We start from the raw sequence: 25151 nt of genomic DNA on the forward strand, positions 1-25151 counted from the left end.
GAGGAGTGCAGCGAAGCGGAGCCCCGCAGTCGCGAGCGAAAGGCCGACCCCGTGAAGATCCTGCACACCTCGGACTGGCACGTGGGCAAGGTCCTCAAGGGGCAGTCCCGGGCCGAGGAACACAAACAGGTGCTGGCCGGGGTCATCGACATCGCCCGACAGGAACGACCGGATCTGGTCGTCATCGCCGGTGACCTCTACGACACGGCCGCGCCGACGGCGGAGGCCACCCGGCTGGTCACCCGGGCCTTGACCGCCTTGCGGCGCACCGGGGCGGACGTGGTGGCCATCGGCGGCAACCACGACAACGGCGCCGCCCTGGACGCCCTGCGTCCGTGGGCCGAGGCCGCCGGCATCACCCTGCGCGGCGGGGTGCGCGAGGACCCGGCCGAGCACGTCATCGACGGCACCACCCCCGGTGGGGAACGCTGGCGGCTGGCCGCCCTGCCGTTCCTGTCCCAGCGGTACGCGATCCGGGCGGTGGAGATGTACGAGTTGACCGCCGCGGAGACCATCCAGACCTACGCCGACCACCTGGGTCGCATCCTGGCCCGGCTGACCGAGGGGTTCACCGAGCCGGACCGGGTCCACCTGGTCACCGCCCACCTGACCGTGGTCGGGGCGGCCACCGGCGGCGGTGAACGGGACGCGCACACCGTCATGGGTTACGCCGTACCGGCCACGGTCTTCCCGGGCACCGCACACTATGTGGCGCTGGGGCACCTGCACCGCGCCCAGCGGGTGTCCGGGCCCTGCCCGATCCGCTACAGCGGCGCCCCGCTGGCGGTGGACTTCGGCGAGCAGGAGAACGTCCCGTCGGTGACCCTGGTCGAGGTCAGCGCGACCACGGCGGCGCAGGTGCGGGAGGTGCCGGTGACGGCGGCGACGGCCCTGCACACCGTGCGCGGCACGCTGGAGCAACTGGCCGGGATCACCCCACCGGAGGGTTGGCTGCGGGTGTACGTACGCGAGCAGCCCCGCGCCGGGCTGCGCGAGGAGGTGCAGGAGTTGTTCCCCCGCGCCCTGGAGATCCGCATCGACCCGGAGCTGCTGGCGGCGCCCGGCAGCGGCACCCGGGTCGCCCAGCGCTCCGGGCGTACCCCCCGCCAACTGTTCGCCGACTACCTGGACAGTCGGGGGCACGCCGACGAGGGGGTCCGGGACCTCTTCGACGAACTCCTTGAACAGGTGGAGCACTGATGCGGCCGATGCGGCTGGACCTGGCCGGCTTCACGGTGTTCCGGGACGAGACCACTATCGATTTCACCGACGCGGACTTCTTCGCCCTGGTCGGGCCCACCGGCTCCGGCAAGTCGACAGTGCTCGACGCGATCTGCTTCGCCCTCTACGGCACGGTGCCCCGCTGGGGCGGCACCCGAGGGCTGGGTAACGCGCTGGCCCCGTCGGCGACGGAGGCCCGGGTGCGGCTGGTCTTCGAGTCGGCCGGGGCCCGGTACGTGGCGACCCGGGTGGTGCGCCGCGACGGTAGGGGCAATGTCAAGACCGCCAATGCCGGGTTGCAGTTGATGCCGGACGGCTTCGACGTCACCAAGCTGGACACCGGGTTGAGCCCGGAGGATCTCGGCGAGGTGGTCGCCGGCACTCCGGCCGAGATGGAGGCCGCCGTGCTGGCGGCGGTCGGCCTGCCGTACGAGCAGTTCACCAGCTGCGTGGTGCTGCCGCAGGGGCAGTTCGCCGACTTCCTGCACGCCCGGCCGGCCACCCGGCAGCAGATCCTGGTCAACCTGCTGGGCCTCGGGGTGTACGAGGAGGTGCAGAAGCTGGCCACCGGTCGGGCCGGGCAGGCCGAGGCGAAGCTGGAGGCCCTGGACCAGCTGCTCGCCGGGCTGGCCGACACCGACGAGGCCACCCTGGAACAGGCCACCGCGCAGGTCGAGCGGATGACCGAGCTGGCCGGGGCGGTGACTGCCGCCGTACCGGAGCTGGAGACGGCGCGGGCCACGGCGCGGGAGGTGGCGCAGGCCCTGGCCGCCCTCGACGCCGAGCTGGCTCTGCTGGAGGCGGTCCGGGCCCCGAAGGCGACCGCCGAGCTGACCCGGGCGGTGACCGCCGCCCGGGCGGCGGCGGATGCCGCGGTGGACGAGGTCTCGCTGGCCGAGGAGCGCGAGGAGAAGCTGCGCGGCGAGCTGACCGCCCTGGGCGACGAGAGCACCCTGCGGCTGCTGCTGGGGGCCTACGCCGACCGGGAGCAGCTGGCCGGTCAGGCCGAGCAGCTGCGGGTGGCGGTGGAGCGGGCCGCTACGCAACACGAGGCGGCCGTGACGGCGCTGGCGCAGGCCGGTGCGCAGGCCGAACGGGCCGAGGCGGAGCTGGCGGCGGCCTTCCAGGCCCACGAGGAGGCGAAGACCGCCGACCAGGCGGCGGCGTTGCGGGCGCACCTGAGCGAGGGGGACCCCTGCCCGGTGTGCGAACAGGTGGTGGCCCGGGTGCCGGCGACTCCGGCCGGGTCGGCGGTGGCCCGGGCGGTGGCCGCCGGCAAGGCCGCCCGGACGGCCAGTGAGGCCGCCAAGCGGCTGGTGACCGAACGCGACACGGCGGCCCGGGAACTGGACCGGGTCCTGGTGCGGGTCCGCGCCGAACACGACGGGGTGCGGGCCCGACTGTCCACGCTAGACGAACGCCTGGCCGACGCGGCCAGCCCGCAGACCCTGCGTGAGCGGCTCGCCGAACACACCCGGCTGCGGGCGGCGCTGGACGAGGCGGCCACGGCGGTACGGGCCGGTCGGGACGCCGCGCGCCGGGCCCGGGGCACCGTGGAGGCGGCCCAGGAGCGGCTGCGTACGGCGTGGCGGCACTTCGACGGCACCCGCGACGGGTTGGCACGCTTCGGCCCACCGGCCGTCGACCGGGAGGACCTGGCCGCCGCCTGGACCGCCCTGTCGGAGTGGGCGCGGCAGCAGTCCCTGCACCGCCGCTCGCAGCGGGAGGGCCTGGCCGGATCGGTCGCCGACGCCGAGGCGGCCACCCGGGCGGCGACGGAGCGCATCGAGGGCATCTTCGCCGAGGCGGGGCTGCCCGCTCCGGACGACCCCGTCCGTGCCGCGACCGTGGCGGTGGAGCGGGCCGAGGCCGAGCTGCGCCGGCTGGTCGAGCGCCGCGAGCAGGCGACGCAGCTACGCGAGCAGCGGGCCGAGCACGAGCGCGAGGCCCAGGTGGCCCGGGCGCTGGCCGGGCACCTGCGGGCCAACAACTTCGAGCGGTGGCTGCTGGCCGAGGCCCTGGACCTGCTTGTCGACGGCGCCTCGCGGATCCTTCGGGAACTCTCCGGCGGCCAGTACGACCTGGTCCACGACAAGGGTGAGTTCTTCGTCGTCGATCATCACGACGCCGGCCTGCGGCGCGGGGTGCGGACCCTGTCCGGCGGGGAGACCTTCCAGGCCTCCCTGGCCCTGGCGCTGGCCCTGTCCGAGCAGTTGGCCGGGATGTCCACCACCGCGGCCAGCCTGGAGTCGATCGTGTTGGACGAGGGTTTCGGCACCCTGGACGCAGCCACCCTGGACACGGTCGCCGCCACCCTGGAGAACCTGGCCGCCCGGGGGGACCGGATGGTCGGGGTGGTCACCCACGTGCCGGCGCTGGCCGAGCGGATCCCGGTGCGTTTCGAGGTACGCAAGGACGCCCGCTCGGCCCGGGTGGAACGGACCGGCCGGTGAGACGACCATGACCCGGTTCTTCGTCGACGCCTGGGATCCGGCCTACGGGGCCTCCTTCGAGGCCGCCGCAGGTGGCCCGGCCGCGCCGAGCAGCGCGCAGGTCGACGCCGACGCCGAACTGCCCGCGGTGGACTGGCGGGCCATCGGCCCCCGCCCGGGGGTGCGGGCCCCCCATGTGGTGCTGCTGGTCGACGGGGTACGCCGGATCGACGCCAGTGTCTGGACGGCAGAGGAGGACGGCACCTCGTACCCCGGCCTGGCCGCCTCGTACGCCGCCGGGGTGGTGCGGTGCGACCTGGAGCGCGGGGCGGCGCAGCTGGCCGGTGCGAAGGTCGGCCGGGGGTTGTTCACGGCCAGCCCCTCGGCGGCTGAGGTGGTGGCCGGCAACGTCCGCTACCCGGTGCACCGGGTCAGCGGTACGGGCGAGTTGGCCAAGCTGCCGGCGGCCGTGCAGGGGCCGCTGACCGCCCTGGAGGTGGAGGTCTCCGACGCCGCCCGTACGGATGAGGATCTGCTGGTGGTGGACGGGCCGCTGCGCAACCGGCGGCAGTTGCCGCGCACCCTGGGATACATCAAGACCCAGCACAGCCAGTATCTCGACGCCCGGCTCACCGCCGTGGTCACCGGGCTGGCACCGGGCCACCGGTCGCCGGTGTTCCGCCTCGGCACCGCCTGGGGTGGCTGGTCGTGGTATCTGCGGCTGCCGGTGGCCCCCGGGGCACCCTGGGCCGGCATCGTCCGGATGGAGTGCTCCGCCGAACTGGAGATCAGCGAGGCGGTACGGCTGGCGGACCTGTCGCTGGTGACTCTGCCCCGGTTCGCCTCCACCCCCTACAAGGATCCCCGGGCCCCGCAGAACCTCGTGCCGATCGCCGGCCTGGAGCGTCTGCTGCGGTCCCGGTTGGGTGACGCCCGGCTGCTGCACCGCGCGCTGAACGCCGCCGCGCGGACCAACCGCTGATGGGCCGCCGCCGCGACACCGACCGGCGCACCGAACAGGTCGACACCGGGCTGGCCGAGCTGACCCCGGATCCGGACCGGCCCGGCTCGTGGACCCTGTCGCTGGACGGGGCCCCACAGTCGCATGTGGACCTCACCGATCCCACCCATCTGGAGTTCGAGTACGTCCGGCGGCTGGCCGCCGCGCTGGATCTGATCGCGCCGCCCGGCACCCCCCTGCGGGTGTTGCACCTGGGCGGCGGGGCGTTGACCCTGCCCCGCTATGTCGCCGCCACCCGACCCGGCTCCACCCAGCGGGTGGTCGAGGTGGACGGTGCCCTGGTCGACCTGGTCCGCCGGGTCCTGCCCTGGCGGTCGGACGCACGCCTGAAGGTGCGGGTCGAGGATGCCCGAGCGGCATTGACCAGCACCCGGGAGAGCAGCTACGACGTGGTGGTCGCCGACGTGTTCGCCGGTGCCCGCACCCCGGCCCGACTGACCTCTGTGGAGTACGCCGCCGAGGTGGCCCGGGTGCTCCGACCGGGCGGCTGGTACCTGGCCAATCTCGCCGACGGCCCACCCCTGCGCTACGCCCGGGGGCAGGTCGCCACCGTGCGTACCGTGTTGCCCCGGGGGTGTCTGGTCGCCGACGCCGGGGTGCTGCGGGGCCGCCGCTACGGCAACCTGGTGCTGGTCGCCGGAGCTCAGGAGCCCCCGGTGCCGGAGTTGACCCGCCGGGCCGCCGGTGACTGGTTTCCCGGCCGGGTCCTGGCCGGGGCCGACCTCGACCGCTTCGTGGGGGGCGCCCCGGCGGTCCACGACGAGCAGGCCACGGACTCCACCCCACCCCCGGCGGGAATTTTTTCCGTCCGCCGTTGATCTGTACGGCCCGGCGGTGCGTATCACTCGGCAGCCATGCCCGTGGGGGGACGGCTTCTGTCCAGGGACAACCGGAGGTCTGCATGCACGCACTGGCGGCCGGTTGGCACGGCGAGCGGGTGCGGGTGGACTGGATGTCCGCCCGGTCCCAGTCCCGGCCGACCACGACCACCAACGGGGTCGACTCGCGTGCGGAGTCTCGCCAGAATAGCCCGGTGACGCCGCGCCCCGCCCCTGGCCGCCATCAGGCGACGACCACCGAGGCCGCCCACTCCGACCAGTTGATCCGCGCCCTGTACGCCGAACACGCCGGTCCGTTGCTGATGTTCGTGATGCGACTGACCGGTGGTGACCGGCAGCGGGCCGAGGACATCGTCCAGGAGACACTGCTGCGGGCCTGGCGTAACGCCCACCGGCTGGGCACCCAGGGGCAGGGTTCCCTGCGTCCCTGGTTGGTCACGGTGGCCCGCCGCATCGCCATCGACGAACACCGCAGTGAACAGGCCCGGCCGGCCGAGACGTACGACCGGGACCTGACCGCGTTCGCCGAGTCGGACAGCACCGACCGGGTGCTGCGTTCGATGACGGTGGCCGACGCGCTACGCACGTTGAGTCAATCGCACCGGGAGATCCTGGTGGCGACCTACTTCCGGGGGCGTACGGTGCCAGAGGCGGCCGAGGAACTCGGGCTGCCGCTGGGCACCGCCAAGTCCCGGGTCTACTACGCGCTGCGCGCCCTGCGCACAGCCTTGCAGGAGAGGGGGGTGACGGAATGAGCCGAGTTGACCACATGGACGTCGCCGCGTACGCGCTCGGCGTGCTGGACGAACAGGACATGGAACGGTTCGAGGAACACCTCGCAACCTGCTGGGCGTGCGCCGCCGAGTTGGAGTCGATGGTGCCGGTGGTCGGGCTGCTCTCCGACATCGACGCGGAGTCGGTGACGGCGATGGAGCAGACCCACACCAATCCGGTCCTGCTGGACCGGACCCTGGTGGCGATGCGGGCGCACCGGCGCAAGGCACGGTTCCGGCAGATTCTCGCGACCGCCGCGGCCGTGGTGGTCCTCGGTGGGATCACCGGGGTGGTGTTCAGCAATCTGGCCGACAGTGGCGCCGCACCCCTGATCGCCGGTCCGACCTCCGGGCCGGTGGAGGTGCCGAACAACCGCCCGGGCAACCCGGGCGACCCGGGATTCGGGGGTAACGCGCAGGAGGGCAAGCAGGTCAACGTCACCGACCCGACCACCGGGGTCACGGCCACCTTCTTCCTGGCCTCGAAGGATTTCGGCACCAACATCGACTTCACCCTGGGTCGGCTGCCCGGTCCCCGGGAGTGCCGTCTGGTGGTGGTACGCCGGGACGCCAGCACCGAGGTCGTCTCCAGTTGGTCGGTCCCGCAGGGCGGCTACGGCACCAACAGCAATCCCGAACCGCTGACCCTGTCCGCCGCCACATCCTCCACGTTGGATGAGGTGAAGCACTTCCAGGTGCAGGAGGTCGACGGCAAGGGGGTGGGTAAGCCCCTGGTCACGGTGCCCGCCGGCTGAGCACCCGGAGACCACGCAAAGGCCCGCCTCGATCGAGGCGGGCCTTTGCCCGTCCACCCCTGCACGGACGACGGTCGATTCCGGTTCAATCGATCGACTGTGAAATGAGCCACCGTTCTGCTTTCAACCTTGACAGCACTGATTCCGTACTTCCCGGTGACTTGTCAAGTATGAGGAGGGCACGTGGCGAAGATGAAGCGGACCGTCGTTGTCGCGAGCGCCATGGTCGCACTTACGGCCTGCGCGCCCGCGGGCTACAACGGAGCGGACCCCGGCGCGGCGGAACCGGTCGCCGTCGCTGCGGCCGACTCCTCGGCGACCCCGGAGCCGGAGATCAGCGCGGACTCCGGGGCCAGTCCTGAACCGGGCACCTCGGCCTCGCCGGGAGCGGAGACCGAGAACGATGCCCCGCTGCCCGAGGGTGTCGAACTGACCGAGAGTCTGACCGGCAAGAAGTTCCCCCGGATGGGCAGCGCGGTCGTCAACCAGGACGGCTTCCTGCTGTACCGCTTCGACCGGGACAGCAACGACCCGCCGACGACCAACTGCGAGGACCAGTGCGCCGAGGTGTGGCCTCCGGCGCTGACCGACGGCAACCCGAAGCTCAAGGGCGTCTCCGACGACGCGGTCGGCACCATCACCCGCCCCGACGGCACCCGCCAGATCACCCTGGACGGTTGGCCCCTCTACACCTACATCGGTGACAAGAAGCCGGGCCAGTGGAAGGGCCAGGGGGTAGGCGGCACCTGGTTCGTGGTCAACCCCGACGGCAGCAAGAACCTGGAGTGCCTGCCCAAGGGCACCCCGAAGGCGGTCGAGCCGCCGTCGAAGACCAAGTCGGGCGGCTCCGACTCGGATTACGACTACTGACCCTGAGGTCCCCCGATGGCCGGCCGCAGCAACTGCGGTCGGCCATCGTCGTCGTCAGGCCCGCTCCCACGGGCTGGGCACCGGGAAGTAGGTGTCCAGGAAGGGCGTGACGACCGCCAACTGGGCGGCCAGATCCTCCTCGGTGGAGAAGGCGTCGTTCAGGCAGAAGACGTGCCGGTCCCGCCGGGCCAGCAGGTGCGCCAGCCGTCCCGGGGTGCCCGGATCGGACAGCTCCGCGATGGTGTACCGCAGATTCCCCGGCACGGCCCGCCCGGTGTGAAAGGCGTAGTAGTGATGCAGTGACGAGGCGATCGAGATGTCCGTCATGCTGCGGAAGCGGCTCCCGGCCGTCTGCCGGTGGGCAGCGGAGAAGGTCTCCTCGATCTCGTACAGCACACTGCGCCGCAGGGCGTGGGGCATGTGCTTCATCTTCTGGGTCAGCACGGTTCCGAACCGCTCGGCGATCAGGGCCCGGTTGTTCTTTCCGGCCGCCGACGAGGGGATGTCCTCGGCGCTCGCCGTACCCGGCGGCACCAGGGCCGGCGAGGGGAAGTACCGGGAGATGCCGTTGGCCAGGAAGAAGTCCGAGGGCAGCACCTCACTGCCGAGGAACACGTCGTCGTTGAAGTAGAGGAAGTGCTCGGCCAGCCCCTCGATGTGGTGCAACTGGCTCTCGATGGCGTGCGAGTTGTAGGTGGGCAGCACCCCCGGGTCGGCGAAGATCTCCCGATGACTGACCACCCGCAGGCCGGGCGCGGACCGGTCCAACCAGGGCGGCACCTGGTCGTCGGTCACCAGGTGGACCTGGCGCACCCAGGGCGCGTACAGGTGCAGGGAACGCAGCGAGTAGCGCAGCTCGTCCCGGCTGAGGAACCGGGCCGGGTTGGCCGCCTCACTGTGGTACGGCACACCGGTCACCGCCGCCCGCCGCCGCAGCCAGTCGGGGTCGGTGCCGTCGACCCAGGTGTAGACCACGTCGATCGGGAAGGTGACATCGTCCGGGCGTCGTCCGGCGAACGGCGACCTGGTCCGGGCGGTCGCCGTGGTGGTCGGGGGCAGCAACCTGGTGAACAGCGCCTCGGAGGCGACGACCGGCGGCTGCGCCGGGTCGACCTGCTCGGCCACCGGATTGGGGCGGGGGGCCACCAGGGTGCTCCCCTGGCGGGTCCAGAACTCCACCTCGCATCCGTACTCCTGCCCCAGCACCAACCGGTGTCGGGGGTCCGTCCGGTACCAGGTCAGCCGGAGCACCTCAGCCGCGGCCAGACGTTTCCACACCTTGGGCTCGAATCCCGGGGCCGGCGGATGCTCGCCGCCGGAGCCCACCTGGGTGACATAGCCGGGAGTGCGCGTGCAGGCCGCCGCCAGGGCGGCGTACACCCGGTCCCGGTCGGCGACGTCGACCCCGACCACTGAGGACCTCTCGGAGCCGCCCCGGACCCGGAAGAACTCGACACCGGCGTCGGCCAGAGCGGCGGTCACCGCCGCCAGGTTCTCGGTCCGGGCCAGCAGGGGGGTCAGGTCGGCGGCCACCAGGGCGATCCGGGGTGCCCGGTCGGCGGTGACCGCCGCCCGGTGACCGCCGGACAGCAGTTCCGGCTGTTGGCGGGCCAGCCGTTCGGCTCGACGACCCGCCGACCGGGTGTCGTCGGCGGCCCGGGCCACCCACTGCTTCAGTTGGTGCCGGGCGCGCGGACTCACCTTCTTGGCGATGGCCCGCCGGGTCTGCGGGCTGAGCACCCGCCGATAGACCTCCACGAACCCGGAGGGTTCGGCGACAGCTCTGGGGATCTCCGACGGGACTCGCCCCGGCTCGGTCACGGCTACCTTGCTCCTCTGTGCGGGCGCTCCGGGCTCCCGGGGGCGCGATCTGGGGGCGCTAGGGGCGATCGATGATCGCGAAGGAGAGTTCGCTGTCGATGGTGTAGTAGGGGCGGACCCGCAACCTCGGCGCCGGGTCCTCCTCGACCAGGTCCAGTGGGACCGGCCGGGTCAGGTCGATCTCCGGATAGCTGTACGCGCGCTTCTTGTCGACCACGTCGTCGGCGAACCGGCCCATCCGCACCTCGTCCGAGCCGCACCGCAGATAGACGTCCCAGTCCTCGTACCGGCCCAACCGCAGGTCGGTCAGGGGGGTCAACGGCACCACCATGCTCAGCTGTCCCTGCGGGGCCGGCCCGACCGGCAGGCTCAGCGACTCCGGGGCATCCCCCCGTCGGCGCAGCACCGCCTGCTCCGGTTCCCCCGGTCCGTGCCAGGTGAAGGTGACCGTGACGGCCGTGCCGTCGACCGCGATCCGGCGTACCTCGGCGTGGCGGGCCCGCACCCAACTGCGGATCGCCAGGAAACCGTCCGCCGTCTGGTACGGCACCTGCGCCGACAGCCCCGCCCGGTCCCCCGGCGGACCGGCGACGCCGGACAGCACCCGGCAGTCCACCCGCTGGGGACGCAACCGACGCCGCCCCTTGTTCCCCTCGGTCAGGAAGATGTTCCAGCGGCCCTCGGACAGGGCCCCGGCATCGAGGGAGACCTCCGCCCGCGTGCCGTCCGGGGAGGGCACGAGGGGGGTACGGAGCACCTCCCGGGTGTCCCGGTTGCTCAGCACCACGCACGCCTCGCCGGCACCGGTGCTCCCGTCCACCGACACCCGCAGACCCAGGTCCGGCAACACCAGGCAGTCCGCCACCGGCGCCTCCTGGGTCTCCGAGATCCGCCGCCTGATCGCGGACTGCAGTCGGGTGCTGGTGCTACGGGCCCGGGGTATCCGGGTCAGCCGCACCAGAGCGCCCATGCTCGCCCGTCGAGCCAGTTCGTTGCCGGCGATCCCCCGCAGCACCGGATCGGCCAGGGCGCGGGCCAGCCCGGCCTCCCGGCGGGTCGGCTCCGCCGTAACGCCCCGGCGTCCCACCCGCCGGGGGCGGGGCACCTGGCTGCGGCGGTACGCGAGCACCTGAGCGCAGTCCCGGGCGAACTGGGCGGCCAGGTGCACCGGATCGAAGCGGGCCGAGTTGGTCACCGCCATCCGACCCATCCGGATCCGCAGTTCGTCGTTGTGCATCAACACCCGCAGCGCATCGGCGTACGCCCCGAAGTCATCGGTGGGCACCAGCAGACCGTCCTCGCCGTGGGTGATGATCTCGCGGGGGCCGACCGGGCAGTCACTGCTGACCACCGGGAGGCCCAGTCGCATCGCCTCGACGATCGTCATGCCGAACGACTCCCGCTGCGAGGAGACCGCGGCGACGGCACCCTTTACCCACTCCGCGGCCATGTCCTCGCGCCGACCCATCAGCAGGACCTGGCCGGACAGGCCCAGTTCACGGATGAGCCGGGCCAGCCCCGGCCGCTGGTCGCCGTCCCCGTAGATCCGCAGGGTCCAACCCGGGCAGTCCCGGACCGCCTGGGCGAAGGCCAGGATCAGTTGGTCGTACCGCTTGAGCGGTTCCAGGCGGCCTGCCGCCACGATGATCCGGCTCCGTCCGTCCGCCGGCGCGATCGCACTGGCCGGGACGCTGTTGGCCAACGCCTTGACCTGGGTGGCCGGGACCGGGTTGCCGGTCCGGAAGGCCTCGGCGTCCGCTTGGGACACCGTGTACGCCAGGTCGATGCGCGAGTAGTACCGGCTGATGTCGGCCTTGACCGCCTGGTGGATCAGGTCCTGGGTCATGTGTTCCTGGGCCACCCGCACCACATGCTCCGGGGCGTGCCGGGCGATGACGAGGTTGAGCCCCGGCCGGGTGCCCACGACCACGTCGGCGTCGGTGTGCCTGAGGTAGCGGATCATCCGCTCGTCGGTCAGCCGGCTGTACTGCTGGTGGAACTCCTCATGGGTCGGGATCACCGTCGAGGGTTCCCGCAGTTGGGGGTCGGAGCGGTCCGGCCGCCGTGGCCTGATGTCGACAAGCGGCACCACGGTGATCCGTTCGTCGCCGTCGAACATCATCCGGTCCAGTCGCCGGAAGACCGAGGCGATCTCGACGGTGTGACCGTCCTCGACCAGCCCGGTGGCCAGGTTGAGCACCGCCCGGTTGGTGCCGCCCACCCCGTAGAGGTTGTGCACCAGGAAGGAGAACTTCACCGCTGGTCCGCCGCCTCGTAGGGGCTGGGCACCGGGAAGTACGCCTCCAGGAAGGGTTCCAGGACGGCCAGCTGCTGCTGGAGTTGGGCGTACGTGGAGAAGGCGTCGTTGATGCAAAAGGTGTCCCAGTCCCGCCGGGCCTCGGCCCGCTTGAGTCGGGCGACGAGGTCCGGCACCGCCAACTGCACGTACCCGTAGTTCACCTGACCGGGCAGGGCCCGACCGGTCAGGAAGGCGTAGTAGTGGTACAGGGAGTAGGTGATGATGATGTCGGTGGCGCTGCGGAACCGGCTGTGCGCCGTGCGGGCGTGCTCCTGTGGGAACTCCCGCTGGAGCTCGGCCAGGATGCTGCGCCGCAGCGGGTAGGGCACATGCTGGCTGCCCTGGGTCAGGGTCCGGCCGAACCGTTGCTCGATGAGCCGCCGATTGTTCTTGATCATGGCGTCGATCGGCGTGTCCAGGTTGGTGATCGGACCGACCGGAACCCGGTTCTGGGACAGGAAGAACTTGGTGTTGCCGTTGGCCAGGAAGAAGGTCTGCGGGGCCAGCGGCCGGCCGAAGAACATGTCGTCATTGAGGTAGAGGAAGTGTTCGGCCAGGCCGTCGATGTTGTGCAGCTGGGTCTCGATGGCCACCGAGTTGAAGGTCGGCAGGGCGTCCCGGTCGGTGAAGATGTCCTGGTGGTCGACCACGAAGATGTTCCCCGGGCTCAGATCGAGCCAGGCGGGGCGCTGCCGGTCGGTCACGATGTAGATGTTGCGGACCCAGGGCGCGTTGAGGTGCAGTGAGCGCAGCGAGTACTTCAGCTCGTCCCGGTTGATGTAGCGCGACTCGCTGGCGGCCTCGGCGTGGAAGGCCTCCCCCTTGATCTCGGCCCGCCGGCGTTGCCAGTCCGGATCCGCGCCGTCCACCCAGGTGTAGACCACATCGATCGGGAATTCGATGTCGTCCGGCAGCGAGTGGTCGAACTCCGGCCGGGTACGCAGACCGGGGCCGCAGTCGCGCGCGGCGGCCAGTCGGGTGAAGCGGTGCTCGCCGACCCGCACCGGCACCCCCGCCATCGAGACCGCGGGCATCATCCGGTTACGCCTCGGGGCACGCAACACCTCGGCCCCCCGGTCCGGCTGCCAGAACTCGATCTCGCACCCGTACACGGCGCCGAGGACCAGCTTCATCGTCGGGTCCACCCGGAACCAGGTCAGCTTGAACGCCTCGACGGTGTGCAGGTCGGCCCAGACCGCCGGGTCCTCGGCGTCGTGCAGCGCCGTGGTGACGGGTGGCTTCGGCAGCACCTGACTGACGTAGCAGCCGGCGGTGGCCCCGAGCTTCTCCAGGGCACCCAGGACGGCCGTCCGGTCCTGCTGGCTGACTCCGATCACCGGGGTGCGGTCGTCCATGCCGCGTACCAGGAAGTGGTCCACGCCGTGTGCGTCGAGGGCCCCGGTCACCGCGGCGACATTGAGCTGGCGGGCGAGCATCGGGGTCAGGCCGGGGTGCACATGAGCGCGCCGACGACGCCCGTCCACCAGCACCTCACGAGCTTCGGCACCGCCCGGGGGCACCGTATCGGTCGTCCGGGATGGGGAGAGAGGGGAGGTCAGGCTCACGGTGATTCCCTGGGGATCGAGGGCAGGGTGGGGGCATCCGATCGGGGGCCGACCCGCAGGGCCGGGAGGGTGGCCGCGTCCGCCTGGCGGGCCGCCGGAAGCGAGGGGATGGTCTGCGCGTCCACCCGCTTGTCGTACCGGTCGACACCTCGGAACTGCCGCCACAGGGCACTGGCGCCCGACTCCCGACGCCGCGCCACCTCCTCCTCCGGCAGCTCGAAGGGCGCGGGGAAGGGCAGATAGCGGGGCAGGACATCGGCGAGCATCCGTTCCTGCTCCTGGAAGGCCCGAGGGTCGGAGTCGGTGTCGTTGAGGCAGAACACGTCACGGTCGCGGTGGGCCAGCAGTTCGGCCAGCCGGGCGGGGGTCGCCGGGTGACCGAGGTCGGCGTACTCGTACTCGATCTCCCCGGGAACGGCCTGAGCGGTCAGGTAGGCCCAGTACTGGTGCAGGGAGGACGGGATCGACAGATCACGGTGGTCGCGGAACCGGTGCCGGGCCGTGGCGGTCACCTCCGCCGGCAACATCGCCTCGATCTGCTGCATGATGCTGCGCCGCAGGGCGAAGGGGGTGTGCTTCATCTTCTGCGTGATGGTCACGCCGAAGTGTCGCTGGATGTGCCGCCGGTTGTTCTTCCCGGCGGCGTTCACCGGGAGGTCACCGGGGGTGGCCTCGCCGAGCCCGAACTGCGCCGGAGAGGGAAAGAACTTGGCGATCCCGTTGGCGTGGAAGAAGTGGGTGGGCAGCAGCGGCCGACCCAGGAAGACGTCGTCGTTGAGGTAGAGGAAGTGCTCCGCCAGGCCCTCGATGCGGTGCAGCCGGGACTCGATGGCGTGCGAGTTGAACGAGGACAGGCCGTCGAGGTCGGCGAACAGGTCGGCGTGCGACACCACCGTGATCATCGGATGGTCGGGGTCCAGCCAGCTCGGCAACTGACTGTCCGTGACCACGAAGATCTTCCTCAGCCAGGGTGCGAAGCTGTGCAGCGAGCGCATGGAGTACCGCAGCTCGTCGCGGTTGTGGTAGCGCGAGGTGTTGGCGGCGATCGCGTGCAGGGCGGCGTCCGGGGTACCCATCGCCGCCTGCTTGCGCTCCCGCCATTCCGGGTCCGCGCCGTCCACCCAGGTGTAGACCGCGTCGATCGGGAAGCTGACCCGGTCCGGCGCGCGTACGGCCAGGTCACGACGGGTGCCGTAGGTGTGGTCGTCGGCCTCGGGCACGAAATGGCTGAGCAGGGCGGCGGCTACCCGCACCGGTTGCGCCTCCGCCGGAGCCTCGTCGATCACGGCGTTGTGCCGGGGTGCCCGTACCAGGTCGCCGACCCGGGTCCACATCTCGATCTCGCAGGCGAACTGCGCGCCGAGCACCACCCCCGCCCGCACGTCCGTCACCGGGAACCACACCTGGATCACCTCGGTCGGCTCCCGGTCCGGCTGGTCCCGGTCCGGCCGTACCTCGACCACCCGGACCTGGGCCCCGGACAGAAGCGGCGCGGAGTCGACCAACCGCCGCACCGCCTCCCGCTGATCGTCCAGCACCGCCACCGAGCTACGCAGGTAGTCGTCGTGGCGTACACAGTGGTATTCGATCCCGGCGGACTCCAGAGTGGAGGTAACTGCGTTCAGGTTGCGGTGCCACATCTGGAGTGGGGTCGCCGCGGCGACGACCTCGGCCTCGGCACGGACCCCGTCGTCGGTGACCAGCACCCGGGCGCCGACCGGGTGCACCGTCTCCCCGCCGCGAGGGCGGGTGAGGGTACGCACGATGCCGAGCCGGTGCTGCTCCGGGAGCAGCCGCAACAGGTGACGCCGGACGCCCGGCGGCAGGAGACGGTAGACGCGCAGCGCAATCATCGGATCGCCACGCTCGGTTCAGTCACCTGGGGCCACCCCACCTTAAAGGTGACGCCCGTACGGCGTGACGACGGTTCTGAAACACCCCGACCGAACAATCGCGCCAGCAGCCATCCCGGCACCTCCTGAGCAGATTCCCCGTGACCCGCGGCAGGTCTGACCTCATCGGGGTGACCTCGTGGCCAGCCATCCGACATGCACCGGCTGCTATGTCGGCCGGGCGGATACCGCGCTGGTCGGACCCTAACAGCGCACTTCACTTACAGGTGAGGAATCAAACCTTTCCATATTGATCGTGTCTCGGTGTGAGGTCAGTTACATCAGCAAATGGGAGTATTTGCCCGATGATTCCTGACCGTTCGGTGGGCCCCGCGATGAACGGAAGGTGACCGAGGATGGTCCGGAGCACCGATCAGGGCCGGGCCAGCGGTGTCCGGGGCGCCGACCAGAGGCGGCCCGGCGGTGCCCGGGGCGCCGCCGAGGTGGCACAGTGGGTTCGTGACCGGAGCCGCACCCACCGCCGGCCGGGCCCTGCGCCCGCCGTCCGGCTACCGGCTGGTCGCCTCGATCCGGCCCCTGACCTTCAGCCCGTACGATCCCTGCGCCCGGATCAACGGCGACACCTTCTGGCTGGCGGCGCGTACCCCGGGCGGGCCCGCCACCCTGGCCCTGCACGCCACCGGCGGCCAGTTGCGCGCCGAGGGGTACGGGCCCGGCGGCGGCTGGATGGTCGAGCAGGCCGACGCGATCGCCGGGCTGCGCGACGACCTCACCGGCTTCGCCGACCTGGCCCGGTCCCACCCCGTGGTGGCCCGCCTGGCGGCCCAGCATCCCGGCCTGCGGCTGCCCGCCACCGGGCTGGTCTTTCCCCGGGTGCTGCGGGCCGTCTTCGAGCAGAAGGTCACCGGCAAGGAGGCCTACCGGGCGTACGCGGCCACCGTCCGCCACTTCGCCGAGCCGGCACCGGGACCGGTGTCGCTGCTCCTGCCGCCCGAGCCGGCGACCGTGGCAGCCGCCCCCTACTGGGTCTACCACCCCTTCGGGGTGGAGCAGCGCCGCGCCGACACCCTGCGCCGGGCCGCCGCCGTCGCCGACCGGCTGGAACGCAGCGAGGACTCGGCGACGGCGACCCGCGCCCTGCTGTCGATCAACGGGATCGGCCCGTGGACGGCCGCCGAGGTCGTCCGGGTGGCGTACGGCGACCCGGACGCGGTGAGCGTCGGCGACTACCACGTACCGAACACGGTGGCCTGGGCCCTGGCCGGTGAGGCCCGCGCGGACGACGCCCGGATGCTGGAGCTGCTGGAGCCCTTCCGGGGCCATCGGGGCCGGGTCTGCCGACTGCTGGAGGTCGCCGGCATCCACGCCCCCAGGTTCGGCCCGCGGATGCCGATCCGCTCCTTCGCCCGCTACTGACCTCCGCCTGTGCTGTCGGGCTGCTGACCGGTCGGGTCTCGGGCGGTGACCGGCCTGGCCTCAGGCCGCCTCGTGCAGGTCGGCCAGGTCCACCGGGCTCCACTGGCGCAGCAGCGCCGCCAACTCGGCCACCGTGGCCACCTCGCCGAGCACGTTGTCGCCGCCGCCGAAGCGGCTGGGGTAGCGGTGGGTCAGCCGGTAGACGTACCGGCCCCGGATCAGTTCGATGCTGACCCGCCACCGTCCGCAGCACCCGCAGACCCACTCCGACACCCCGCGAAAGTAGCTCTGACCTGCGGTTATCCGAATCTCCCAGGCGCGCTCGGACAGCCCAGCGGCGGACACGCCACCCACCGGCGCGCCGTGATGTGCCTCACCGTTGTCGGTGGGTTCTGGTTGACTGTCGCCGTGGACCTGCCGATCAATCCGCCGGTGGAGCCGATGCTCGCCCGCAGTGTCGCCTCGATCCCCACCGGGCCGGGGATGACCTACGAGCCCAAGTGGGACGGGTTCCGCTGCATCATCTTCCGCGACGGCGACGAGGTGGAGCTGGCCAGCCGGGGCGGCAAGCTGATGACCCGCTACTTCCCCGAGGTGGTCGAGCAGGCCCGTCGACAGTTGCCGGCCCGCTGTGCGGTCGACGGCGAGCTGATCGTGATCCGCCGCGACGGTCCGGAGGCCGCCCCCCGGCTCGACTTCGAGCTGCTGGCCCAGCGCATCCATCCGGCCGCCTCCCGGGTGAAGCTGCTCGCCGAGACCACCCCGGCCGACTTCGTCGCCTTCGACCTGCTCGCCCTCGACGACGAGAGCCTGCTGGAGGTGCCCTACCCGACCCGGCGCGCCCGGCTGGAGCAGGCCCTGGCAAAAGTGTGCCCGCCGGTGCACCTCACCCAGATCACCACCGACACCGAGACCGCCCGCCGCTGGTTCGAGGTGTTCGAGGGGGCCGGGCTGGACGGGCTGATCGCCAAACCCGCCGACCTGCCCTACGAACCGGGCAAGCGGCTGATGTTCAAGGTCAAGCACGCCCGCACCGCAGACGTGGTGGTCGCCGGGTTCCGCTGGCACAAGTCCGGGCCGGTGGTCGGTTCCCTGCTGCTCGGGCTCTACGACGACGCGCAGGTGCTGCACCACATCGGAGTGAGCGCCTCGTTCACCATGGCCCGCCGGGCCGAGCTGCTGGAGGAGTTGGCCCCCTACCGCGAGGTCGAAGACGATCACCCGTGGGTGCACGGCGACCACGAGCGCGGCCAACGCATTCCGGGCGGGGTCAGTCGGTGGACCGGCACGAAGAACCTGGAATGGGAGCCGCTGCGCCCGGAGCTGGTGGTCGAGGTGGCGTACGACGCGATGGAGGGTGACCGGTTCCGGCACACCGCGCGGTCCGTCCGCTGGCGACCCGACCGGGACCCCCTCTCCTGCCGGTACGACCAGTTGGAGCGGCCGATCCGGTTCGACGTGGACCAGGTCCTGCGCGGCGATCCGGCGGTGACGGTGGGGTCCGTTCCCGGTTCGGCGTAGCCTGACGATCGCACCGATCCCGGAGGCCCGCTCGTGACCCGTACTTCCGCACCGATCCGCCGTCGGCGGCTCACCCTGGCCGGTCTGGTCGCCGCCGCAGTGGTCGCCGCCGGTTGCACCCTGCCGGCGTTCGCGCCGCACGACGACACCGCGAGCGTGGCCGCCCCACCGGGTACGACACCTACCTGGCAGGCCTGCCCGGAGGTCGCCGACGAGGTGGTCGGGCGGGGGGCACCGGGCATCCGGTACGAGTGCACCCGCATCCGGGTCCCCCGCGACTGGTCCGGTGGCAGCGGCGCCACGACCGGTCCCGGTGCCGGGGAGACCTTCGAGATCGCCCTGATCCGGGCCCGCTCCGACAACCAGCGCGACCGGATCGGTTCCCTGTTGGTCAACCCCGGTGGTCCCGGTGGCTCCGGAGTGGACACCGCCGTCTACCTCTCCTTCGGCGAGCGGTACGGCGGCCTGCCCGACCGCATCCTGGAGCGCTTCGACATCGTCGGCTTCGACCCTCGGGGGGTGGCCCGGTCCAGCCCGGTGGAGTGCATCTCCGACGCCGACCTGGACGCCGTGTTCGGCTCCGATCCCGATCCGCAGAGCCAGGAGTCCTTCGACGACCTGGTCGACCTCGCCGACCGCATCGGCCAGGGCTGCGGCGACAAGTACGGCGATCAACTCCCGCTGTACGGCACCGAGCAGGCCGCCCGGGACATGGACGCGATCCGCGCGGCGGTCGGCGACGACCAGCTCACCTACCTGGGCTACTCCTACGGCAGCCTGCTCGGCGCCACCTACGCTCAGCTGTTCCCCACCCGGGTGCGGGCGCTGGTGCTCGACGGGGCGATCGACCCCCGACAGGGCCTGATCGAAGGATCGGAGAGCCAGGCCAAGGGCTTCGAACGGGCCTTCGACAACTTCCACCGGTGGTGCGCGGCCAACGCCACCCGCTGCCCGATCGCCCCGGACGCCCGCGCGGCGGTCGTCTCCGCGATCGACAAGGCCCGGGTGTCGCCGGCTCGTTCCGCCGACGGCCGGGAAGCCACCGCCGGCTGGGTCTTCTACGCGGTCATCTCCTCCCTCTACACCGAGAGCGGCTGGCAGGAGTTGGCCCGCGCCATCGACCAGTTGGAGGGCGGCAACCCGCAGGGGGTGTTCCGCCTGGCCGACAACTACGCCGACCGCGACGACAAGGGCCACTACACCAACCTCTTCGACGCCAACACGGCGATCAACTGCGCCGACGAGGAGGAACGGCCCAACCTGGACCGGATCCGGCAACTGCAGTCCCAGTGGCGTCAGCAGTACCCGCTGTTCGGCCCGGCCCTGGCCACCGGGCTGATCTCCTGCACCGAGTGGCCCGGCGGCAGTGACCCCTACCCCACCGGCCGCGCCGACGGCGCGCCACCGATCCTGATCATCGGCACCACCGGCGACCCGGCGACCCCGTACGAGCAGGCCCCGGCCCTGGCCGAGATGCTCGGGGTGGGGCGGCTGCTCACCTGGGAGGGTGAGGGCCACACCGCCTACCCGCAGACCGCCTGCATCACGGCTGCCGTCAACGCCTACCTGATCGACCTGACCGTCCCCGCCGAAGGCAAACGCTGCCCCGCCCGCTGACTTCCGGCACCCATGATGAGGTGGCTGCCGTGGTCGACGCGCTGGCCAGCCGATGCCTTGCTGGCCCTTGCGCCACAGGCGGATGGTTGCGTCTGAGGGCTGCTACCCAGGCCGGCTCGCTAGGTTGCCATACCCGTTCGTCGGGCGCTGCCCGGTGAGGTAGAGCCCGACGACGCGCCCGACCGCGTCACGGTCGCCGGTGATGTGCACGTCACCGGCGCGTTCGGCGTCGGCGAGCGGCAGGCCCCCGAACAGGATCTCGCTCCACACTGTCGACTCGGCGGTCACCGTCGCCACCGGCTCCCGGGCGAACCCGACCTGGATCGTGTGGCCCCAGCATCCGACGTACAGCTTCTGGCGCAGGGCCGGCCGGCCGACCGCGCAGTGGACCCGCCCGCAGGTCACACCGGTTCAGCCCGCCGGCGCATCCCACTGCCATTGAGACCGGCCCGACACCCGACTCGACCAACTAGACGGTCGGCACCACCATCGGGGTGCCGGTGACCGGGTTGGGCATCACCACGCTGGGCAGTCCGAAGACCTCCCGCATCAGGTCGGCGTCCACCACCTCGGCCGGGGCTCCCTGCGCGACGACCCGGCCGCCCTTCATCGCCACGATGTGATCGGCGAACCGGCACGCCTGGTTGATGTCGTGCAGCACCGCGACGACCGTGCGTCCCTCGTCGCGCAGCCGCGCGAAGAGCGCCAGCAACTCGTACTGGTGGGTGATGTCCAGGAAGGTGGTGGGCTCGTCGAGCAGCAGGTACGGCGTCTCCTGCGCCAGCACCATCGCGATCCAGACCCGTTGCCGCTGCCCCCCGGAGAGTTCCTCGACGGGCCGCTCGGCCAGGTCCGTGACCCCGGCCGCCGCCATCGCCGACCGGACGGCCTCCTCGTCCGCGGCCGTACCGGTGCCGAGCAGGGACTGGTGCGGGTAGCGGCCCCGGGCGACGAGCCGCCGAACGACTATGCTCTCCGGCGCGATGAGGCCCTGGGGCAGGAAGCCGACCTGGCGGGCGAACCGCTTCGGGCGGTACTCGGCGACATCGCGGCCGTCCAGGCGTACCGCCCCCGACGACGGCGTGAGCAGCCGGACCAGGGCCTTCAACAGGGTCGACTTCCCGCACGCGTTGGGCCCGACGATCGCCGTGAACGCGCCGTCCGGGACGGCCAGGGTCACCCGCGTCGACACCACCCGCTCGCCGTAGCCGAGCGTGACGTCCTGAGCGGTCAGACGGCTGGTCACCGTCGTTTCACCTCCATGCCGAGCAGCCAGATGAGATAGCCACCGCCGACCGCCGTGGTGACCACGCCGACCGGCAACGCGACCGGCGCGAGCAGCAGTTGCGCGACGAGATCGGCGGCGAGCAGCAGCACCGCGCCGGTCAGTGCCGCCGGCACCAGGGGTACGCCCGCGGCCCGCGCGAGTCGCCGGCCGATCTGGGGTGCGGCGAGTGCGATGAACACGACCGGCCCGGCCACCGCGGTCACCGTCGCGGTGCAGCCGACCCCGGCCAGGATCAGCAGCAGCCGCAGCCATCCCAGCCGTACGCCGGTGACCCGGGCGAGTTCGTCACCCAACGCCGCCTGGTGCATGGCGTGCGAGATCACCACGAGCAGCAGCACGAACAGGCCGATGAGGGCGAACGGAAGCCGCACCTCGTCCCAGTCGACGCCGTTGAGCGAACCGGCGTTCCAACCGGTCGCGGCGAGCGCCACGTCGATCTCGGCCCGCAGCACGATCCAGGAGTTGAGCGCGGTGAGCATCGCGTTGACGGCGATCCCGATGACGACCAGCCGGACACCGCTGAGCCCGGAGTCCAGCGACAGCAGGTAGATGACCGCGGCGGCCAGCAGCCCACCCGCCACCGACCCGGCCGCGAGTTGCCCGGCGGTGCCGTTGAGCAGGGTGATCGCCACCAGCGCACCGGTGTACGCCCCCGCGTCGAGGCCGATCACATCGGGACTGCCCAGCGGGTTGCGGGTCAGGTTCTGGAAGACCGCCCCGGCCAGCCCCAACGAGGCGCCGAAGACCAGCGCCGCAGCCACCCGTGGTAGCCGCCACTCCCGGATCACGAAGGCCGTCTCGCCGCCCCGGAACAGGGCGTCGAACACCTCGACGGGGGTGGCCCAGTCCTGTCCGTGGCACAGGGCCAGCAGGGCGAGGGCCCCGGCAGCCGTGACGAGCGCCGCCGAGGCGATCGTGGCCCGCCGTTCCAGCTGGATCACGAGCCGTCCGGCGCGCAGCCGCAGGGTGCTCACAGCGCCGCCGCCCCGTAGCGACGGACGGCCCAGATCAGCACCGGAGCGCCCAGGAACGCCGTGACGATCGCCACCGGCACCTCGCCCGTGGGCAGCAGGAGCCGCGCGCCGACGTCCGCGACGAGCAGCAGGATCGGCCCCAGCAGCATCGAGTACGCCGTGATCCACGGGATCGAGTCGACGGCCAGCCGCCGGGCCAGATGCGGAACCATCAGCCCGACGAACGCGATCGGCCCGGCGACCGCGGTGGCTACCCCGGTGAGCAGGGTGACGAGCACCAGGACGGTGACCCGGATCCGCGTCACGCCGGCACCGAGCGCGTGCGCGACGTCTTCGCCCAGGGCCAGGGCGTTCAACGGCCGGGTCGCGGCCATCGCGGCGACCAGGGCGGCCACGGTCACCAGCGCGGGCAGCACCAGCGGCGTCCGCTCGGCACCGGCAAGCGCCCCCACCGACCAGAACCGGTACTTGTCGAACACGTCGGGGAAGCCCAGCCGCAGGCCGAGGGAGATGCCCATCAGGACCCAGCTCAAGGCGACACCGGCGAGTACCAGCCGCAGCGGCGAGGCCCGCCCGACGGCGTAGACGACGAGGGCGGCGAGGGCGGAGCCGACCACCGCGAGCACGAGCTGGCCGCCCTGCGAGCCGGCGACGCCGAACAGCACGCCCAGGTTGATCGCGAAGCCGGCACCAGCGGTCACGCCGAGGATTCCAGGCTCGGCCAGCGGATTGCGGGTGAGCGTCTGGATCAGCGACCCGGCGGTCCCCAGGGCGGCGCCGACGCAGACACCGAGGATCGTGCGGGGCAGCCGGATGTCGCGTACGACGAGATGGTCGTCGGTGCCCGCGAAGTCGGTGAGCGCCCGCCACACCTCGACCGGTGCGACGGGGCGCGCTCCCACCGCCATGCTCGCGCCCGCCGCGACGACCAGCAACGCGGCGGACCCGAGCAGGAACGTCACCCGACGGGTCAGGTCAGTCTTCAAGCCCGGCGACTCCACGCTTCCAGTACCCGGTGACCAGTGCGTCGAGGCGGTCGACGCGCCAGGAGCGCAGCGGCCTGATGTCGGTCGCCTCGCCGGCCGCGAAGAGGAAGGTCCGCCCGGCAGGCAGGTGCAGCGACTGCACCTGCTGCGCGAGCGTCGACCCGGTGGCCGGGCGCACCAGCCACCTCACCGTCACGTTGTCGCGTGAGGCCAGCGGGTAGTCCCGTTCGGCGAGGTCGTCGACCTCGACCAGCACCTGCGCCGACACCTCGGCCGGTGACTCCTCCAGCCAGCGGGCGACGGCCGGCAGGGCGGTGGCGTCGACGGCGAAGACGTAGTGGTCGTAGTGGTGCGGGAAGGCCTTCGCCCCGGGCGGGCCGGCGATCGTCACCTCGTCGCCCACCGCCGCACTGTCCGCCCAGGTCGACGCGACCCCGCCAGGGTGCAGCACGAAGTCCAGGTCGAGTTCGTGGGCCACCGGGTCGTAGCGACGCACCGTGTACTTGCGGGTGGTCGGCAGCGGACGCGGCCAGTCCAGCATTCCCCGCCCGTCCGGGACCGGGTCGCGCCGGGTCCCGTCCGGATCGGGGAACACGATCTTGATGTGGTCGTCCGCCTGGTAGGTGTGGAAGTCGGCGAGGGCCGGGCCGCCGAGGGTCAGCCGCAGCATGCGCGGGGTCAGCCGCTGCCGGGCGACTACTCGGACGCTGCGCACCCCGATCGGGTAACCGATCCGGACCGTGCCGCTGCCGGTGCGGTGGTGAGCGGCGACCCGACCCGCCGGGTCGTGGCGATCCATGCTCATCCGGCGAGCAGCGGCGCGAACGCCTTGTCGATGGAGTCGAGGGTCTTCAGCGCCGACTCGTACGTCGCGGCCTCGGTGTACTGCAAGGCGAACACCCGACCGGCCTTGACCGCCGGCAGGTTCTTCCACAGGGCGGAGTCGAGTACCTGCTGCACCGCCTCGGCGGGGGTGCCGTCGGGCTGGACCGTGTACGTGATGGCGTCGGCCTCGCCCAGGCTCTCCGGCAGTTCCTCGATCGCCGGGTACTCGGTGACGTCGAGCCCACCGCCGCCCTTCTCCTTGACCTCGCCGTAGTAGGTCACACCCACGTCCTGGGCGATGTTGGTGCCCCAGGAGCCGGCGAACTCGCGGTGGAAGGTGCCCTTGGAGATCTCGCCGTAGCTGCCCACGTGCCCGAACTTCAGGCCGGTCAGGGCGGTGCCGTACTTGGCCTTCAGTTCCGCGGCCTTCTTGTCGTACGCGTCCTTGGCCGCCTCGAAGTTCGCGCTGCGGCCGGCGGCGTCGGACTGCCGGCGGGACAGCTCGCGCCAGGCGTCGGGGGTGGTGGGGCCGATCGCGACGACGGGCGCGATGCTCTCCAGCCGCTTCATGTCGATGCTGCCGAGGGCGGGCTTCGGCACCCCGATCACGATGAGGTCCGGCTTGGCGGCGGCGACGGCCTCGTAGTTGGTCTCGGCCGCCGCCTCGCCGGCGACCTTGGGCAGCCGGTCGTAGGTGGCCCGGTCCTGCTCGGTCATCATCGCCAGGCCGCGCTTCCAACTGGAGATGCCCACCAGGGCCGCGTCCGCCTCGATCAGGACCGGCACCGCGTAGCCGGTGGCGACGACGCGCTCGGGGTTGACCGGGATGGTGATCTCACCGTTGTCGGCAGCGAAGACGCGGGTCGCGGCGGCGTCGGACTGCCCGGCGGGCTCGCCGCTGTCGGAGCCGCAACCGGTGACCACGGCGAGGGTCACTGCCGCGGCGGCGATCGAGCGCCAGTGCTGTCGTACGGACATCTGCCAGTTCCTTCGAGGAGTGCTGTCGGGGGTGGCAACCCCGCTGGGCTGCAAAGGTTAGGTTAGCCTTACTTCTGTTGGCGAAATGTCGCCGAGA

General features: G+C 71.9%; 21 protein-coding genes. 10 read left to right on the forward strand and 11 right to left on the reverse strand.

The annotated features are described in order from the left end of the window. Positions 1-51 precede the first annotated feature (51 nt). From ACLQ2T_RS12715 to ACLQ2T_RS12745, 7 genes are all read left to right on the forward strand, one after another. Positions 52-1200 carry an exonuclease SbcCD subunit D gene (locus ACLQ2T_RS12715; protein ID WP_425766219.1) on the forward strand — a complete coding sequence of 383 codons (1149 nt, stop codon included), beginning with the start codon at positions 52-54 and terminating at the stop codon, positions 1198-1200. Beyond that, positions 1200-3674 (forward strand): AAA family ATPase, encoded by a 2475-nt coding sequence (locus ACLQ2T_RS12720; RefSeq protein WP_425766220.1) that lies wholly within the window; start codon positions 1200-1202, stop codon positions 3672-3674. Before ACLQ2T_RS12715 ends, ACLQ2T_RS12720 begins: the two co-directional genes overlap by 1 nt. A gap of 7 nt (positions 3675-3681) precedes the next feature. Then, a complete protein-coding gene (locus ACLQ2T_RS12725; RefSeq protein WP_425766221.1) occupies positions 3682-4635 on the forward strand; it encodes a hypothetical protein in 954 nt (317 codons plus the stop codon). Continuing rightward, positions 4635-5492 (forward strand): spermidine synthase, encoded by an 858-nt coding sequence (locus ACLQ2T_RS12730; protein WP_425766222.1) that lies wholly within the window; start codon positions 4635-4637, stop codon positions 5490-5492. Before ACLQ2T_RS12725 ends, ACLQ2T_RS12730 begins: the two co-directional genes overlap by 1 nt. Positions 5493-5575: 83 nt before the next feature. Further along, the gene (locus ACLQ2T_RS12735) at positions 5576-6268 is read left to right on the forward strand and encodes a sigma-70 family RNA polymerase sigma factor (RefSeq protein ID WP_425766223.1); all 693 of its coding nucleotides are present in this window, start codon (positions 5576-5578) and stop codon (positions 6266-6268) included. After that, the gene (locus tag ACLQ2T_RS12740) at positions 6265-7041 is read left to right on the forward strand and encodes a zf-HC2 domain-containing protein (RefSeq protein ID WP_425766224.1); all 777 of its coding nucleotides are present in this window, start codon (positions 6265-6267) and stop codon (positions 7039-7041) included. The genes ACLQ2T_RS12735 and ACLQ2T_RS12740 overlap by 4 nt, the downstream gene beginning before the upstream one ends. A 183-nt stretch (positions 7042-7224) precedes the next feature. Then, a complete protein-coding gene (locus ACLQ2T_RS12745) occupies positions 7225-7911 on the forward strand; it encodes a COG4315 family predicted lipoprotein (protein WP_425766225.1) in 687 nt (228 codons plus the stop codon). Between the two features lie 54 nt (positions 7912-7965). Here ACLQ2T_RS12745 and ACLQ2T_RS12750 read toward each other — a convergent pair whose 3' ends face one another. Genes ACLQ2T_RS12750 through ACLQ2T_RS12765 form a run of 4 tightly spaced genes read right to left on the reverse strand, consistent with a single transcriptional unit; the run spans position 7966 to position 15449 of the window. Beyond that, the gene (locus ACLQ2T_RS12750; protein ID WP_425766226.1) at positions 7966-9732 is read right to left on the reverse strand and encodes a stealth family protein; all 1767 of its coding nucleotides are present in this window, start codon (positions 9730-9732) and stop codon (positions 7966-7968) included. A gap of 58 nt (positions 9733-9790) precedes the next feature. Then, positions 9791-11989, reverse strand: coding sequence for a glycosyltransferase family 4 protein (locus ACLQ2T_RS12755; RefSeq protein ID WP_425766227.1), 2199 nt, complete (start codon positions 11987-11989; stop codon positions 9791-9793). Further along, positions 11986-13551: a stealth family protein gene (locus ACLQ2T_RS12760; RefSeq protein ID WP_425766228.1), complete on the reverse strand. Its 1566-nt coding sequence runs from the start codon at positions 13549-13551 to the stop codon at positions 11986-11988. The genes ACLQ2T_RS12755 and ACLQ2T_RS12760 overlap by 4 nt, the downstream gene beginning before the upstream one ends. Positions 13552-13592: 41 nt before the next feature. Next, complete coding sequence (locus tag ACLQ2T_RS12765; RefSeq protein ID WP_425766229.1) at positions 13593-15449, reverse strand: stealth family protein; 1857 nt, start codon at positions 15447-15449, stop codon at positions 13593-13595. Positions 15450-15947: 498 nt separating this feature from the next. Between ACLQ2T_RS12765 and ACLQ2T_RS12770 the strand changes: the two genes are divergently transcribed. Then, a complete protein-coding gene (locus ACLQ2T_RS12770) occupies positions 15948-16865 on the forward strand; it encodes a DNA-3-methyladenine glycosylase family protein (protein ID WP_425766230.1) in 918 nt (305 codons plus the stop codon). A 60-nt stretch (positions 16866-16925) separates the two neighbouring features. Here the strand turns inward: ACLQ2T_RS12770 and ACLQ2T_RS12775 are convergent, their stop codons facing one another. After that, positions 16926-17138, reverse strand: coding sequence for a hypothetical protein (locus tag ACLQ2T_RS12775; protein ID WP_425766231.1), 213 nt, complete (start codon positions 17136-17138; stop codon positions 16926-16928). 135 nt (positions 17139-17273) lie between these two features. Between ACLQ2T_RS12775 and ACLQ2T_RS12780 the strand changes: the two genes are divergently transcribed. Both ACLQ2T_RS12780 and ACLQ2T_RS12785 read left to right on the forward strand, forming a co-directional pair. Then, a complete protein-coding gene (locus ACLQ2T_RS12780) occupies positions 17274-18386 on the forward strand; it encodes an ATP-dependent DNA ligase (RefSeq protein ID WP_425766286.1) in 1113 nt (370 codons plus the stop codon). Between the two features lie 54 nt (positions 18387-18440). Beyond that, positions 18441-20003, forward strand: a complete 1563-nt coding sequence (locus ACLQ2T_RS12785; RefSeq protein ID WP_425766287.1) for an alpha/beta hydrolase — start codon at positions 18441-18443, stop codon at positions 20001-20003. A 102-nt stretch (positions 20004-20105) separates the two neighbouring features. Here the strand turns inward: ACLQ2T_RS12785 and ACLQ2T_RS12790 are convergent, their stop codons facing one another. The 6 genes from ACLQ2T_RS12790 to ACLQ2T_RS12815 all read right to left on the reverse strand — a co-directional run bounded on the left by ACLQ2T_RS12790 (position 20106) and on the right by ACLQ2T_RS12815 (position 25054). Further along, complete coding sequence (locus ACLQ2T_RS12790; RefSeq protein ID WP_425766232.1) at positions 20106-20408, reverse strand: hypothetical protein; 303 nt, start codon at positions 20406-20408, stop codon at positions 20106-20108. 64 nt (positions 20409-20472) lie between these two features. Further along, on the reverse strand, positions 20473-21249 hold the full coding sequence (locus ACLQ2T_RS12795; protein WP_425766233.1) for an ABC transporter ATP-binding protein: 777 nt from the start codon (positions 21247-21249) through the stop codon (positions 20473-20475). Further along, positions 21246-22265 carry a FecCD family ABC transporter permease gene (locus ACLQ2T_RS12800; protein WP_425766234.1) on the reverse strand — a complete coding sequence of 340 codons (1020 nt, stop codon included), beginning with the start codon at positions 22263-22265 and terminating at the stop codon, positions 21246-21248. Before ACLQ2T_RS12800 ends, ACLQ2T_RS12795 begins: the two co-directional genes overlap by 4 nt. Continuing rightward, on the reverse strand, positions 22262-23251 hold the full coding sequence (locus ACLQ2T_RS12805) for a FecCD family ABC transporter permease (RefSeq protein WP_425766235.1): 990 nt from the start codon (positions 23249-23251) through the stop codon (positions 22262-22264). The genes ACLQ2T_RS12800 and ACLQ2T_RS12805 overlap by 4 nt, the downstream gene beginning before the upstream one ends. After that, complete coding sequence (locus ACLQ2T_RS12810; protein WP_425766236.1) at positions 23241-24056, reverse strand: siderophore-interacting protein; 816 nt, start codon at positions 24054-24056, stop codon at positions 23241-23243. The genes ACLQ2T_RS12805 and ACLQ2T_RS12810 overlap by 11 nt, the downstream gene beginning before the upstream one ends. Then, positions 24053-25054, reverse strand: coding sequence for an ABC transporter substrate-binding protein (locus ACLQ2T_RS12815; protein WP_425766237.1), 1002 nt, complete (start codon positions 25052-25054; stop codon positions 24053-24055). Before ACLQ2T_RS12815 ends, ACLQ2T_RS12810 begins: the two co-directional genes overlap by 4 nt. Positions 25055-25151 lie beyond the last annotated feature (97 nt).

Source organism: Micromonospora sp. DT229 (assembly GCF_049844505.1).
Classification (GTDB): Bacteria; Actinomycetota; Actinomycetes; order Mycobacteriales; family Micromonosporaceae; genus Micromonospora.